This window comes from Streptomyces pseudovenezuelae (assembly GCF_029892565.1).
Classification (GTDB): Bacteria; Actinomycetota; Actinomycetes; order Streptomycetales; family Streptomycetaceae; genus Streptomyces; species Streptomyces pseudovenezuelae_A.
In genome coordinates, this window is record NZ_JARXVH010000020.1 from 75456 (window position 1) to 89357 (window position 13902).

Consider the following 13902-nt stretch of genomic DNA (forward strand, 5'->3'; position numbering starts at 1 on the left):
GCTTCAGGGACCCATCCGGTCCTGTCGGAGGTGCGGCGCCGAGGGCGAGTCTTGAGGTCTGGGACGCAAGACCGGAGCCGCCGAGCCCGACGCCGCGAGGTTGCGGATTCGGCAGTACGCGGCTGCCCGTCGGCGAACCGCTGAGCGAGGCGCCCGGGTTCTGAACACTGCGCGAGGGAAAGGGAGAACCGACCTGAGCGGCCCGGTCGTGGTAGGAGTCGATGGCTCGCAGTCGGGTATGGCGGCGGCGGCCGCGGCGCACGAGGCCGACCGAATCCGGGTGGAGGTCCGGTTGGCGCACGCCTTCGAGTGGTCGTCGGCCCATGTGCCGTGGCGGTGGAGGGGGAGCGAAGGCCGGGCGAAGGCGGCGCCTACTCCTGTACCTTGCCTCCGGTGATACGGGACAGCGCCAGGGCGATCAGGATGATCGCGCCGTTGAGGGCGCCGATCCACTGCGCGGGGACTCCTCCGAGGGTGAGAACGTTCTGGATCAGGAAGAGCAGCAGGATGCCGGTGAACGCGCCGAACACGGTGCCCTTGCCGCCGTTGAGGCTGATACCGCCGATGACCGCGGCGGCGAACACGGTGAAGATGTAGCCGTTGCCCTGGGCGGAGGCCACCGAGGCAAGGCGTCCCGAGAGCAGCAGGCCACTCAGCGCGGCTAGGACGCTCGCGGTGACGATGACGATCCACAGAACCCGGTCGGTACGGATACCGGCCGCTTTCGCCGCGTCGACGTTGCCGCCGATGGCGTAGAGGGAGCGACCGAAGCTGGTGAAGCCGAGCACCACGATACCGACGGCGAAAAGGATCAGGCAGACCCACACCGAGGCGGGCATGCCCAGCCACTGGGTGGTGCCGAGGTAGAGCATCGACGGGGGCAGCTGGAAGAAGGTCTGGCCGCCGGAGATGCCCGTCAGGATGCCGCGCAGCACGATGAGCATGCCGAGCGTCACGATGAAGCCGTTGAGTCCGAACCGGATGATGAACAGGGCGTTCACCACACCGATCAGCAGACCGACCGTCAGGGTGAGCGGGACGGACCAGCCGCCCGGCAGTAGTCCGATGCCGTGCCCTGCGCCTGTCGGGATGGTGAGCCAGGCCGCGACTCCGGGGGCGAGTCCGACGGTGGATTCCAGGGAGAGATCCATTTTCTTGACGATCAGCACGAGGGTCTGTGCGAGGACCAGGAGCGCGATCTCGGACATGGTCTGCAGCACGTTGATCAGGTTGTCGGCCTGCAGGAACACCGGATTGACGATCTGGCCGACGATCGCCATGACGATGATCGCGGGAATGAGTGCCAAGTCGCGCAGCCGGGCGAAGGCGATCCTGCGTTCTGCCGTCCTCGCGGCGGCGGGTTGGTCGCTCGCGGTGTCCGGCTGTCCGCCGTCCGGGCTCTTCGCGGCGGCCGCGGTCGCACTGTCAGACATCGAGGTCCACTCCTTCCATCGCGGCCACGAGTTCGTGGTCGTGCCAGTCGCCGGCCTTCTCGGCCACTACACGGCCCTGGAACATCACCAGGACCCGGTCGCACATGCGCAGGTCGTCGAGTTCGTCGGAGGCGATGAGCACCCCGGTGCCGGACTCGGCGATCTCCTCGACCTTGCCGAGGAGGAACTCCTTGGACCGCACGTCGATGCCGGCGGTCGGGTTGATCAGCACCAGCACCCTGGGGTCGTTGGCCATGGCTCGTGCCATGACGACCTTCTGCTGGTTGCCTCCGGAGAGCCCGGAGACGGGCAGTTCGGGCCCCGGTGTCTTGATCGCCAGGTTCTCGATCATGGAACGGGCGAAGGCGTCCCGGCGGCGGCCGTCTATGAGACCGGGCGGACCGAGCCGTTCGGGAATGGTCAGTGTTCCGTTGTCCGCGATGGACATCTCCGGCACGAATCCCTGGCGGTGGCGGTCCTGTGGAACGAAGCCGGCCCCCGCCGTCAGCGCCGCGGGCACACTGCCGGGCCGTGGACGAGCGCCGGCGATCGTCACCGTGCCGGTGTCGGCGGCCCGTAGTCCCACGACCGTCTCCGCCACCTCGATACGGCCGCTGCTCGCCGCGCCGGCCAGACCGACGATCTCCCCGGCGCGGATGCGGACGGACACGTCCTCGTACGCGGCCTGCAGGGTGGCGCCTTCCACCGCGAGTACGTCCGCGGATGTGGTGTCCGCGGGGCGGCGGCGTGCCCGGGAGTTCTCGGCCGGGCCCTCGCCGGTCATGGCGGCGACGAGTTCTGCGCGGGGCAGGGCGGCCACGGGGGCGGTCAGGATGTGCCGGGCGTCGCGGAAGACCGTGACCGTGTCGCAGATCTCGTAGATCTCCTGGAGGTGGTGGCTGATGAACAGGAAGGTGACGCCCTGACGTTGAAGGTCGCGGATTCTTGTGAACAGCCGGTTGATCGCGGCTCCGTCCAGCTGCGCGGTGGGTTCGTCGAGGATGATGAAGCGCGCCCCAAAGGACAATGCCCGGGCGATCTCGACGAACTGCCGCTGTTCGACGTCGAGTTCTGCGGCGGGGGTGCGCACGTCCACATCGACCGACCAGGTCCGCAGCAGCTCGCGTGCCCTGTCGCGCACCGTTCGCCAGCTGATGAGGCCGCCGCGACCGCGGTCGTGCCGGTTGAGGAAGAGGTTCTCGGCGACCGTCAGCCCCGGGATGATGGTGGACTTCTGGTAGACGCAGGCCACACGTTGGCGCCAGGCGTCACGGTCCGCGAGCCGGGGGGCCGGCTCGCCGCCGAAGGTCACCGTTCCCTCGTCCGGTGCGTGCAGCCCGGTGAGGATGGAGACCAGGGTGGACTTTCCCGCACCGTTGCGCCCGACGAGCGCGTGCGTCTGCCCGGGCGCGATCGTGATTCCGGCGTCGCGCAGCGCCACCGTGGACCCGAACCGCTTGGTGATTCCCGCCGCCTGGGCGACGGGCGGAGCCGTAACCATGTCTGCGTATCGCCTTCCGCTCAGCCGAGGTTGTTGCCCCAGAGGGACTTGTCGTCGCTCTTGAGGCTGGGGACCGTGCCGTAGGTGCCGCCGTCCGCCGTCACCAGGGGCGCGGAGAGCTGGTCCTCCAGAAGGCCGTCGCGCACCTTGATGATCGTGCTGTCGTGGTCGGTCTTGCCCGGCTTGAACGTCTTGCCGGCGATCGCCGCCTTCAGGTAGTAGAGGGCGTACTTCGCGTAGAGGTCGGCCGGCTGGGAGACGGTGGCGTCGATCCGGCCCGCCGCGATGTCCTTGAGCTCCTCGGGAATGCCGTCGTTGGAGACGACGAACACGTGCTTGTTGTCGTCGGGACCGACCAGCAGGTTCTTCTGCTTGAGCACCTGGAGCGTGCCGGACAGGGCGAAGCTGGACTGCATGTACACACCCTTGATGTCGGGATGCGCGGTCAGGTCGGTCTGGAGCTTTTGCGCCGCGACCGCTCCGTCCCAGTTGGTGGCTTCACCGAAGACCTTGATGGCGGGGTAGTTCTTCTTCATGCACGCGTTGAACGCCTCGGTACGGTCGCGGCCGTTGACGGAGGCGAGATCGCCCTGGAGCATGACGACCTTCCCCTTGCCTCCCAGCTTCGTGCCGAGATACCGGCAGGCCTTCTCGCCGTACGCCCGGTTGTCCGCGCGGACGACCATGTACACCTTTCCGGTGTCGGGACGGGTGTCCACGGAGACGACCGGGATCTTCTTCGCTTCCAGTTGGGCGAGGGTGGGCGCGATGGCGGCGGTGTCCTGCGGTGCCATCGCGACGCCTTTGACTCCCTGGCTGATGAACGTCTGGACGTTGGCGGTGAGCTTGGCGACGTCGTTTTGCGAGTTGGTGGTCTTCAGGTCGAGTTTGAGTTCTTTCGCGAACCGCGGGGTGTACTTGATGTACGAGTTCCAGAAGTCGGTGTCCGAGCGCGGGTAGTCGACCCCGATCACCCCCGAACCATCGCCCGAAGACGATGCGGATCCGCCGCAGGCGGTGAGCGTTCCTGCGGTCAGGGCGGCGAGGGCGGCGAAGCAGGCGTATCGGGTGGCTTTGAGCTTCATTGCTCGTGCTCCTTGCTGGTGGGTCGCGCGGACGGGCTGCGTGCGGAGCCGGCTGTGTGGGTGCGGTCGCCGGGGTGTGAGCCGAGTGGGACGGACCGGGGTCAGGTGCGCGGGCGGATCCGAAGGCCGTGCATGCCGCCGTCCACGGCGAGGTCGGTGCCGGTGGTCGAGCCGGCCAGCGGGCTCGCCAGGTAGGCGATGGCCGCGGCGACCTCCTCGGCTGCGACGAGACGGCCCATGGGCTGGCGGGCGTCGAGGGCGGCGCGTTCGGCCGCGGGGTCGGCGGCCCGGTCCAGGAGGCGGCTGATCCATGGGGTGTCGGCCGTGCCCGGGTTGACGCAGTTGACGCGGATGCCGGAGTGCACGAGGTCGGCGGCACTCGCCCGGGTGAGCGCGAGCACGGCGCCCTTCGTCGCTGAGTACAGCACCCGGTCGGGCAGTCCCGCGGTGGCGGCGATGGAGCAGGTGTTGACGACGGCCGCGCTGTCGGAGCGGTGCAGATGAGGGAGGGCGGCTCGGGTCACCCGGACCATGCCGAGGACGTTGACGTCGAAGACCCGGTGCCACTCGTCGTCGGTGTTGTCCTCGAGGGTGCCCTGGGCGCCGATCCCGGCGTTGTTGATCAGGATGTCGATGCCGTCGAGCAGGCGTGCGGCCTCCTCGACGGCTGTCCGGACGCCGGCGTCGTCGGTGACGTCCGCGCGGATGCCGATGAGGGGTTTTGGAAGGTCGTCCGGGGTGAGGTCGAGGCAGGCGACGCGGGCGCCGCGGGCGGCCAGCAGGCGTGCGGTAGCCAGCCCGATGCCGGAGGCGCCACCGGTGACGAGGGCCGTCAGTCCCGCGAACTCGGGAGTGCTCATCGACCGGCCTCCCCACTCCACACGGGGCCGTCGGGGTAGCGGTGGTCGGCCAGCGACTGCGGGTGCAGCCGGGCGCTGATGCCGGGGGAGGACGGGGCGAGGTAGCGGCCGTCGCGGATGCGGACGGGGTCGGTGAAGTGCTCGTGCAGGTGGTCGATGTACTCGATCACGCGGTCTTCGGTGGTGCCGCTGACGGCTATGTAGTCGAACATCGCCAGGTGCTGGACCATCTCGCACAGGCCGACCCCGCCGGCGTGCGGGCAGACGGGGACGCCGAACTTGGCGGCCAGCAGCAGGATGGCGACGTTCTCGGTGACACCGGCGGTGCGGCTGGCGTCGAGTTGCAGGATGTCGAGCGCGCCCGCCTGGAGGAGCTGTTTGAACATCACCTGGTTGTGAGTGTGTTCACCCGTGGCCACCTTGATGGGTGCCAGCGCCCGGCGGATGGCGGCGTGGCCCAGGATGTCGTCCGGCGAGGTGGGTTCCTCGATCCAGTAGGGATCGTAGGGCGAGAGCGACGCCATCCATTCGATCGCCTGCTGGACCCCCCACGCCTGGTTGGCGTCGACGGCGATCCTGATGTCGGGGCCGACCGCCTCGCGGGCCAGCCGCATCCGGCGCTCGTCGGCCTCGCGGTCGGCGCCGACCTTCAGCTTGATCTGCCCGAAGCCTTCGGCGACCGCCTCCTTGGACAGCCGTATCAGCTTCTCGTCGTCGTAGCCGAGCCAGCCGGGCGTCGTGGTGTAGGCCGGGTATCCGTCCTTCAGCAGGGCCGTGGTGCGTTGGGCGCGACCGGGCTCGGCGCGGCGCAGGATGTCAAGAGCCTCGTCACGGGTGAGGGCGTCCTGCAGGTAGCGGAAGTCGATCAGATCGACCAGTTGCTCCGGGGAGAGTTCGGCCAGCAGGCGCCAGACCGGCTTTCCGGTGCGACGCCCGTACAGGTCCCAGACGGCGTTGACGATCGCCGCTGCGGCCATGTGGATGGCCCCCTTCTCCGGGCCCAGCCAGCGCAGTTGGCTGTCGCCGGTCAGCCGCCGGGAGAAGCCGCCGAGATCGGCCAGTACCTCCTCGACCGGCAGCCCCATGACCAGCGGGGCCAAGGCCCGTATGGCGGCGACCTCGACGTCGTTGCCGCGTCCCACGGTGAAGGCGAGTCCGTGTCCCGTGTCCCCGGAGCTTGTTCGGATCGTCACGTACGCGGCTGAGTAGTCGGGCTCGGGGTTCATGGCATCGGAGCCGTCCAGGTCCCGTGAAGTCGGAAACCGTACGTCGACGGCCTCGACCGCGCTGATCAGTTCACTCATCGGGCCCGGCACCTTCGGCTCGGAGAATCCGGTGCTGTCTCGGGGCCATGGTGACCACCCATCGTCGTGTGTCAAAGAGATGTCCTGCCTGCTGCGGCAGACACTGGACATGGGATGGATTTATAGGGTCGACCGCCCTGGATGTCCATACCCCGGGAGAAACGCTTATGGCGGGAGCCGGTTCACCTGGTGCTTTGCGTCGGTGACGTATGGGTCACGAAGCTCCAGCCATCCCATCTCTTCCACGGTGATGGGATGTATTGCTACGCTGCCGCAGCCTGAGCAACGAGCAGGGAGCAGTCGCATGTCATTGACCGACAAGGCGATCGGCCGGATCAGGGATCTCATCCAGTCGGGGGAGCTGCCGCCAGGAGCGAAACTGCCGCCCGAGCAGCAGCTGGCCGCGGAGCTGGGTCTGTCGCGCAATCTGATGCGGGAAGCGGTGAAGGCGCTGGTGGTCGCCCGGGTGCTGGAGATTCGCCGGGGCGACGGCACGTATGTCACCAGCCTCGAACCCGAGGTGCTGCTGAGCAGCATCGGGTCGGCGGTGGAACTGCTGCGCGGCGACACCCTGCTGGAGCTGACCGAGGTGCGCCTGCTGTTCGAACCGGTGGCCACAGGACTGGCCGCCACCAGGATCTCGCCCGAGGAACTGGCGGAGGTGGAGCGGCACTTGGACGCCATGCGCGCGGCCCGGGACGACGTGGAGCGGCTCAACAAGCACGACGCCGCGTTCCACCGGGCGGTGATCGCGGCCACGGGCAACGCCACCCTCGCCACCCTGCTGGAAGGGATCTCCAGCCGGACGGTGCGCGCACGCGTCTGGCGCGGTCTGGTCGACGACAACGTCGCAGCCCGCACGGTCGACGAACACGAGGCGATCTACCAGGCGTTGGCCGCCGGCGACGCCCCCCTGGCCCAGGCCGCCGCACTCCTGCACGTCAGCACCACCGAGCGATGGCTGCGCCAGCACCTGGAGCCGAGCGGCGCGGTCTCGAACCACGTCAAGAACGCCTAGCGGTTCCTCACCACACCGCTCATCACCCCGTCATCACCTCCGTGTCCGGCCCCAGGAGGCGCCGGTCACAGGGAGGCACGTTCCCTCAGGGAGGAGCACTCTGATGAGATTCCTGCGCGTGGGCCCTGCGGGCTCCGAGCGTCCCGTCGTCCTCGACGCCGACAGCGTCGCCCACGACCTGACTCCGCTCACCGCCGACATCGACGGAGCCTTCCTGGCCGGCGGCGGCGTGGAGCGCGCTCGCGCGGCACTGGCCGAGGGAGCGCTGCCGCACACCGACCCGGCCGGGCAGCGGATCGGCGCACCGCTGGCGCGCCCGGGCAAGGTCGTGTGCGTCGGGCTGAACTACGTCGATCACGCCGAGGAGACCGCGACCCCGGCCCCGATCGAGCCGGTGGTCTTCATGAAGGCAGCCAACACCGCGGTGGGACCCGACGACACCGTCCTCATCCCGCGCACCAGCACCAAGACGGACTACGAGATCGAACTCGCGGTGATCATCGGCCGGACCGCCCGCTACCTGGACTCACCGGATGCCGCCGCCGAGGTCATCGCGGGCTACGCCATCTCCAACGATGTGAGCGAACGCTCCTTCCAGCACGAACGGGGCGGGCAGTGGGACAAGGGCAAGTCCTGTGAGACGTTCAACCCGCTCGGACCCTGGCTGGTGACCCCGGACGAGACCGGGGACCCCCAGGACTTGGCGTTGCGGCTGCGGGTCAACGGCGAACTGCGCCAGGACGGCCACACCAAGAACATGATCTTCGGGGTGCACCACATCGTCTGGTACCTGAGTCAGTTCATGGTGCTGGACCCCGGCGACGTGATCAACACGGGAACGCCGGCAGGAGTCGCCTTCGGCGCCAACGACTTCCCCTACCTGCGGGCCGGCGACGTGGTCGAGGTGGAGATCGACCGGCTCGGCCGTCAGCGGCACGCACTCGGGCAGGCCTGATGCCCTCCCCGCTTCCCCCCTGGTATGCCCAACGGGTTCCCCTCGGGCGTTCCGGAGTGACCGTCAGCCGCATCGGGCTGGGGACGGCGCCGCTGGGCGGTCTGTTCTCGGCCGTCGGTGGCCGGCAGGCCGCCGACACGCTGGAATCCGCCTGGACGGCCGGGATCCGGTACTTCGACACCGCGCCCCACTACGGTGCCGGCCTCGCCGAGCGGCGGCTCGGCACGTTCCTCTCCGGCACCGGGCGCCGGCGCTCGGAATGCACGGTGTCCACCAAGGTCGGCCGGCTGCTCGCACCCGGCGACTCCCGCCAAGGAGATGAGGCTTTCCACGGCGCACCCGGCCGCCTGCGGGTCCGCGACCACGGTGCCGAAGGCGTCTACCGCTCCCTCGCCGAGAGCCTGGAGCGCTCCGGCCTCGACGCCTTCGACGTCGTCCTCATCCACGACCCGGACGACCATTGGGAGGAAGCCGTCACCGGCGCCTACCCGGCTCTGCACCGGCTGCGCGCCGAGGGAGCCATCCGGGCCATCGGCGCGGGCACGAACCAGATCGCAATGCTCACCCGCTTCGTCACCGAGACCGACCTCGACTGCGTACTCGTCGCGGGCCGTTACTCACTGCTGGACCGCAGCGCGGCCGAGGAGTTGCTGCCCGAATGTGCCGAACGCGAGGTGGGCGTCCTGGCCGACGGCGTGTTCAACAGCGGCATCCTGGCCAACCTGGCCCCGGATGCCACCTACGGCTACGTACCGGCACCCGAAGCCGTGCGGCGCCGTGCCCTCGTCCTCAGTGAGCGCTGCGCCGCGTACGGCGTCGCGCTGGCCGCTGCGGCCCTGCGGTTCCCCCTGCGGCACCCGGCCGTCACCGGTGTCGTCGTCGGGGCACGCAGCGCGCAGGAGATCACCGTGAACGTCGCGCACGCCGGCGCGACGATCCCCGAAGAGCTGTGGGCGGCACTCGACGCACCCGAACGGGACGGATGATGACCACAATCCACACACACCACCACGCTCGGCGGCCGGCATCCTCGCCGGTGTCAGCATCGAGCCCCGGCCCAAGGCGCCGCGCGTACACAAGGCTCGGCGCACCCGACAGGTGCCGGGACCTCACGTGCGGCTCGAACCGGCCGGTGCGCCCGCGACGGGGTGCGAAGGACGGGCAGGAGCCAACCGGTGCGCCTGTGGGGGCAGTTCGGTGAAGGTGCTCCTTGCCTACGGGCAGTCCGGGCTCGACATCGAGGTGGATCCACGCACGGCGACCGTCGTCGAACCCGTCCACCACGAGGCGGCCGTCGACCAGATGGCCGTTGTGCGCGCGGCCCTGCGCGGCCCGGTCGCCGGACCGCCGCTGCGCGAACGGGTGCATCCGGGGCAGACGGTGGCCATCTCGGCGTGCGACGGCACCCGTCCACAGCCCCGGCACCTGATGATCCCGGCTGTCCTCGACGAACTGGACGGCATCGTCCGCCCGGAGGACGTGGTGATCCTCGTCGCGACCGGCACCCACCGCGGCAACGACGAGCAAGAGCTGCGGGCGATGTTCGGCGACGACATCGTGGACGCGGTACGGATCGTCAACCACGACGCCCGCGACGCCCGGCAGTTGACGTGGATGGGCCGGCACGGTGACCGCGTACCGGTGTGGCTCAACCGTGAGTGGGTGGAGGCGGACGTCCGGATCACCACGGGCTTCGTCGAACCCCACTTCTTCGCCGGCTTCTCGGGCGGACCGAAGCTTGTCGCCCCCGGACTCGCCGCCCTGGAGACCGTGCTCGTCCTGCACGATGCGGCCCGCATCGGCGACCCGCGCGCCACCTGGGGCATCACCCACGGAAACCCGGTCCACGACGATGTGCGCGCCATCGCAGAAGCCACCGGTGTCACCTTCGCGCTGGACGTGGTGCTCAACCGGGCCAAGGACGTCGTGGCCGCGTTCGGAGGCGACCTGCTGCCCATGCACGCCGCCGCGACGGCCACCGCCAAGCGGATGGCGATGCGCCCGGTCAAGGCGCCGTTCGACGTCGTCGTCACCACCAACTCCGGCTTCCCGCTGGACCAGAACCTCTATCAGGCGGTCAAGGGGATGTCGGCGGCCTATCAGGTGGTCCGGCCCGGAGGGACGATCGTGTGCGCGGCCGAGTGCCGTGACGGCTTCCCCGACCACGGTTCCTACCGTCGGGTGCTGGCTTCCGCCCCGTCCCCGCAGGCACTGTTCGCCGACATCAGCGCGCGGACCGAGACGATTCCCGACCAGTGGCAGGTGCAGATCCAGGCCCGCATCCAGTCGGGCAGCCAGGTCATCATGCACACCTCCTTCCTCAGCGATGGGGAGCTGGCAACGGCCCATCTGCGGCAGACCCACGACATATCCGCCACCGTCGCGCAGGCGCTGGCCGCCGCGGGCCCGGACGCCCGCGTGTGCGTCCTGCCGGAAGGGCCGCAAACCATTCCCTACGTTGAACGGGGGCTGCCGTGAGGGAGGTGCTGGATCTGGGATACGCGCGGATCGACCTCGGCCGCGAGGCACGGCAGGGACTGCCCGAAGTCGTCTACGGCCCCGGCAAGACCGTCGAGCAGATCACCGGAATCGTCTCCGGGCTCCTGGCACACAACAGCGGGCCCGTCCTCGCCACCCGCGTTGCGCCGGATACGGCGGCGGCAGTCCTTCGGCGGGTGGACGGTGGAACCTACGACGAGGAGGCTCGGCTGCTTGTCTGGCGGCCGGCCGCCACCGGTTGCTTCTCCGTCATGGTGGTGGCCGCCGGCACGTCCGACCGTCCGGTGGCCACCGAAGCCTGCGCCGTAACCTCGGCCGTCGGCCTGGACACGACCGTCGTCCACGACGTGGGCGTCGCAGGACTCGACCGCATCCTGCAGGTGCGCGGCCTGCTGCAGGCCGCCGACGCGGTGGTCGTGGTCGCCGGCATGGAAGGCGCCCTCGCCAGCGTGGTCGGCGGCCTGGTGCGCGCCCCCGTCGTCGCGGTGCCCGTTTCCACCGGATACGGCGCCTCGCTGGAGGGAGTCACCGCGCTGCTCGCCATGCACGCCTCCTGTGCCGCCGGGGTGACCGTCGTCAACATCGACTCCGGTTTCTCGGCGGCCATGGCGGTCCACCGCATCGCCCAAGCTCGGCCGCCGGCAGACCACGGAGGTAGCAAATGATCTGCTGGGTCAACCCGTTCACCGGCCTGGCCGGAGACATGCTGCTGGCCGCCCTCATCGATGCGGGAGCACCACTGGACCGGATCCGGTCCGCTGTCGCAGCTACCGGCCTGACCGGCTGGGACCTGACCGCCGAACGCATCACCGACCACGGACTGAGCGCCACACGGGTCCGTGTGAGGGTCACCGACCCCTGCACCGAACGCCGTGCCGCCGAGGTGCTCGAGATGGCCTCCCGGGCCACTCCCCAGCCCGTCGCGGCCCTCGCCGTCGCTGCCATCACTGCCATCGCCGAGGCGGAAGGGCGGCTGCACAACACCGACCCGGCCACTGTCCACCTCCATGAACTCGGCGGCCACGACACTCTCGTCGACATTGTCGGCAGCGCCGCGGCCCTGCACGCTCTCGATGTCACCGACGTCGTCAGCGCACCCCTGCCGCTCGGCGGGGGCCAGGTCGACTGCGCGCACGGCGTTCTGCCCTGCCCCGCGCCGGCCACCCTCGCCCTCCTGGCCGGAGCGGCCGTCATGGGCAGCGACCTGCCGGGGGAGACAGTGACACCCACCGGTGCCGCCCTGCTGCACGCTGTCGGCGCCCGCTATGGCCCGCCGCCGCCCATGACCCTGGGCCCCACCGGCTACGGAACTGGCACTCGCCGCTTGCCCGACCGGCCCAACGTCGTCTCCGTCACCCTCGGCTCCGCCCTCGCCTCCGCACGGGACGAGGACATCGTCGTTCTGGAGAGCAACCTCGATGACGTCACCGGCGAACTCCTCGGGCACGTCATCACCCGCGCGCTCAAGGCCGGCGCCCTCGACGCCTGGACGACCCCCGCCGTGATGAAGAAGGGCAGACCAGCGCATGTCCTGCACGTCCTGACCACACCACGGCACGAACGACAGCTGCGCGACCTGGTCCTGGCCGAGACCGGCACCCTCGGCATCCGGCGCATCGGCGCAACCCGCACAGTGTTGCCGCGCGCCTTCGAGACCGTCGACGTCGAGGGACACGTCGTCCGGATCAAACACGGTCCGCACGCAGCCAAACCAGAGCACGACGACGTGGTGGCCGCGGCCGCGGCGCTGGGTGTGCCCCTGCGCGCCGTAGCCGCGCGCGCCCTTCATCTGAGCAGCAGCAGTACGACCGTGACACGTCAGGAGGAAGACCGTGCCGAGTGACGACATCCTGGAGCACCGACTACTGGATCGTGTGCGTGCGCTTGGCGGAGCCGTCGCCGTCGCCTACTCGGGCGGTGCCGACTCCGCCCTGGTTCTCGCCGCTGCGGTACGCGCGCTCGGACCCCATCGTGTCCTGGCCGTCACAGCCGTGTCGGAGAGCCTGGCCGACGGCGAACTCTCCCGCGCCCGGCACCTCGCCGACGCACTCGAGGTCACCCATCTCGCGCCACACACCGTCGAGTTGACTCGCCCCGGATACCGGGCCAACGGTCCCGACCGCTGCTACTTCTGCAAGGCCGAGGTGCTGGACACCATCACCGCGCTCGCACACGAGCACGGTTTCGACCTGGTGGCCACCGGCACCAACGCTGACGACGCCGCGGACCGCTTCCGGCCGGGCATCCGTGCCGGACGGGAACGCGGCATCCGAACTCCCCTCCTCGACGCGGGCCTGACGAAGGGGGACGTACGCCGCCTCAGCAGGTACTGGTCGCTGCCCACTTGGAACAAACCGGCAACTCCCTGTCTCGCCAGCCGCCTTCGCCACGGCATCGAGGTCACCCCTTACCGCCTGGCCCGCGTCGACCGGGCGGAGAGGGCCGTACGGGTCCTCTTGGCCGCTGCTGGCGTGCAGGTGACGGACCTTCGGGTCCGCGACCTGGGGGACCGGGCCCGCGTCGAGGTGGATCCACACCTCGTAGCCGGGACTGCGGCATTGCCAGATCTCGCTGAAGCACTGTCCGACGCGGGCTTCGCCGACCTGCCCTACCAGGTCGAGTCATTCCGCTCGGGGCGGCTCAACTTCGAGGTCTGAGCCGCTCTCCACGTAAAGACCAGCATCGCCGTCGTCCGCAGCGCGGGGCAGCTGGCAGGCACCAGGATCCGCCAGTCCGACGCCCCGTCCAATCGCGCCGCCTCGATGATGCCGAAACATCCTTCCTCGTCGCTGCCACCTCATCAGCCCGCACCGGGAGCTGGCGGGATGGGGGCGCCGGTGCCGTGCACGGTGATCGGTACGGCTGTGCGCAGTCGGGCGATGGCGCTCTGGCGTGCTGTCAGGTGGGTGTGGGCCAGAGCACCGTCGCTCCAGGCGCGGTGGACGGTGAGGCCGCCGCGAGCGAGGAGGCCGGTGACCCGGCCCTCGGAGAGTTGCGGCGGCAGGGCGGGCAGCAGGTGGATTTCGCCGATGCGGGAGTCGCCTCACCGATGGATTCTCCGCTCTCTTGCCAGCCGGCGGTGGCGGCACCGTTCTCGCCTCCGCCCGCGACTCCAACGAGGGGTCGGGCAAGGCCTCTTCTTCTCCGATAGCACCCTCTTCCTCTAGCACCCTCTTCCTCGACAGGCAGGGCAAGGCGTGCGGGCCTTGGAGCCGACTACGAGAAGGTCATCGACGAAGTCCTGAAG

General features: G+C 69.7%; 13 protein-coding genes. 7 read left to right on the forward strand and 6 right to left on the reverse strand.

All coding sequences use genetic code 11. The annotated features are described in order from the left end of the window. Positions 1–371 precede the first annotated feature (371 nt). From M2283_RS41700 to M2283_RS41720, 5 genes are all read right to left on the reverse strand, one after another. Positions 372–1433 carry an ABC transporter permease gene (locus M2283_RS41700; protein ID WP_280881790.1) on the reverse strand — a complete coding sequence of 354 codons (1062 nt, stop codon included), beginning with the start codon at positions 1431–1433 and terminating at the stop codon, positions 372–374. After that, positions 1426–2934 (reverse strand): sugar ABC transporter ATP-binding protein, encoded by a 1509-nt coding sequence (locus M2283_RS41705; RefSeq protein WP_280881791.1) that lies wholly within the window; start codon positions 2932–2934, stop codon positions 1426–1428. Before M2283_RS41705 ends, M2283_RS41700 begins: the two co-directional genes overlap by 8 nt. A gap of 20 nt (positions 2935–2954) precedes the next feature. Further along, the gene (locus M2283_RS41710) at positions 2955–4019 is read right to left on the reverse strand and encodes a sugar ABC transporter substrate-binding protein (RefSeq protein ID WP_280881792.1); all 1065 of its coding nucleotides are present in this window, start codon (positions 4017–4019) and stop codon (positions 2955–2957) included. Positions 4020–4120: 101 nt separating this feature from the next. Next, entirely contained in the window at positions 4121–4879 is a 759-nt protein-coding gene (locus tag M2283_RS41715) for an SDR family NAD(P)-dependent oxidoreductase (protein ID WP_280881793.1), read from the reverse strand. Beyond that, a complete protein-coding gene (locus M2283_RS41720) occupies positions 4876–6183 on the reverse strand; it encodes an enolase C-terminal domain-like protein (RefSeq protein ID WP_280881794.1) in 1308 nt (435 codons plus the stop codon). Before M2283_RS41720 ends, M2283_RS41715 begins: the two co-directional genes overlap by 4 nt. A 304-nt stretch (positions 6184–6487) precedes the next feature. On the opposite strand from M2283_RS41720, the gene M2283_RS41725 reads away from it, so the two are divergent. The 7 genes from M2283_RS41725 (at position 6488) to larE (ending at position 13312) form a co-directional block, all read left to right on the forward strand. Then, the gene (locus M2283_RS41725; RefSeq protein WP_280881795.1) at positions 6488–7201 is read left to right on the forward strand and encodes a FadR/GntR family transcriptional regulator; all 714 of its coding nucleotides are present in this window, start codon (positions 6488–6490) and stop codon (positions 7199–7201) included. Positions 7202–7304: 103 nt separating this feature from the next. Continuing rightward, a complete protein-coding gene (locus M2283_RS41730) occupies positions 7305–8156 on the forward strand; it encodes a fumarylacetoacetate hydrolase family protein (protein ID WP_280881796.1) in 852 nt (283 codons plus the stop codon). A gap of 56 nt (positions 8157–8212) precedes the next feature. Then, the gene (locus tag M2283_RS41735) at positions 8213–9142 is read left to right on the forward strand and encodes an aldo/keto reductase (RefSeq protein ID WP_280881797.1); all 930 of its coding nucleotides are present in this window, start codon (positions 8213–8215) and stop codon (positions 9140–9142) included. Between the two features lie 211 nt (positions 9143–9353). Next, the gene (gene larA, locus M2283_RS41740; protein ID WP_280881798.1) at positions 9354–10634 is read left to right on the forward strand and encodes a nickel-dependent lactate racemase; all 1281 of its coding nucleotides are present in this window, start codon (positions 9354–9356) and stop codon (positions 10632–10634) included. Positions 10635–10639: 5 nt separating this feature from the next. After that, the gene (gene larB / locus M2283_RS41745) at positions 10640–11320 is read left to right on the forward strand and encodes a nickel pincer cofactor biosynthesis protein LarB (protein WP_280881799.1); all 681 of its coding nucleotides are present in this window, start codon (positions 10640–10642) and stop codon (positions 11318–11320) included. Next, positions 11317–12498, forward strand: a complete 1182-nt coding sequence (gene larC, locus M2283_RS41750) for a nickel pincer cofactor biosynthesis protein LarC (protein ID WP_280881800.1) — start codon at positions 11317–11319, stop codon at positions 12496–12498. Before larB ends, larC begins: the two co-directional genes overlap by 4 nt. Then, on the forward strand, positions 12488–13312 hold the full coding sequence (gene larE / locus M2283_RS41755) for an ATP-dependent sacrificial sulfur transferase LarE (RefSeq protein ID WP_280881801.1): 825 nt from the start codon (positions 12488–12490) through the stop codon (positions 13310–13312). The genes larC and larE overlap by 11 nt, the downstream gene beginning before the upstream one ends. Positions 13313–13455: 143 nt before the next feature. Here the strand turns inward: larE and M2283_RS51755 are convergent, their stop codons facing one another. Next, complete coding sequence (locus M2283_RS51755) at positions 13456–13686, reverse strand: glycoside hydrolase family 95-like protein (RefSeq protein ID WP_348538960.1); 231 nt, start codon at positions 13684–13686, stop codon at positions 13456–13458. Positions 13687–13902 lie beyond the last annotated feature (216 nt).

Coding starts and splice junctions, on each gene's coding strand:
- M2283_RS41700 (WP_280881790.1), bottom strand. CDS start 1,433: ATGTCTGACAGTGCGACCGCGGCCGCCGCGAAGAGCCCGGACGGCGGA.
- M2283_RS41705 (WP_280881791.1), bottom strand. CDS start 2,934: ATGGTTACGGCTCCGCCCGTCGCCCAGGCGGCGGGAATCACCAAGCGG.
- M2283_RS41710 (WP_280881792.1), bottom strand. CDS start 4,019: ATGAAGCTCAAAGCCACCCGATACGCCTGCTTCGCCGCCCTCGCCGCC.
- M2283_RS41715 (WP_280881793.1), bottom strand. CDS start 4,879: ATGAGCACTCCCGAGTTCGCGGGACTGACGGCCCTCGTCACCGGTGGC.
- M2283_RS41720 (WP_280881794.1), bottom strand. CDS start 6,183: ATGAGTGAACTGATCAGCGCGGTCGAGGCCGTCGACGTACGGTTTCCG.
- M2283_RS41725 (WP_280881795.1), top strand. CDS start 6,488: ATGTCATTGACCGACAAGGCGATCGGCCGGATCAGGGATCTCATCCAG.
- M2283_RS41730 (WP_280881796.1), top strand. CDS start 7,305: ATGAGATTCCTGCGCGTGGGCCCTGCGGGCTCCGAGCGTCCCGTCGTC.
- larC (WP_280881800.1), top strand. CDS start 11,317: ATGATCTGCTGGGTCAACCCGTTCACCGGCCTGGCCGGAGACATGCTG.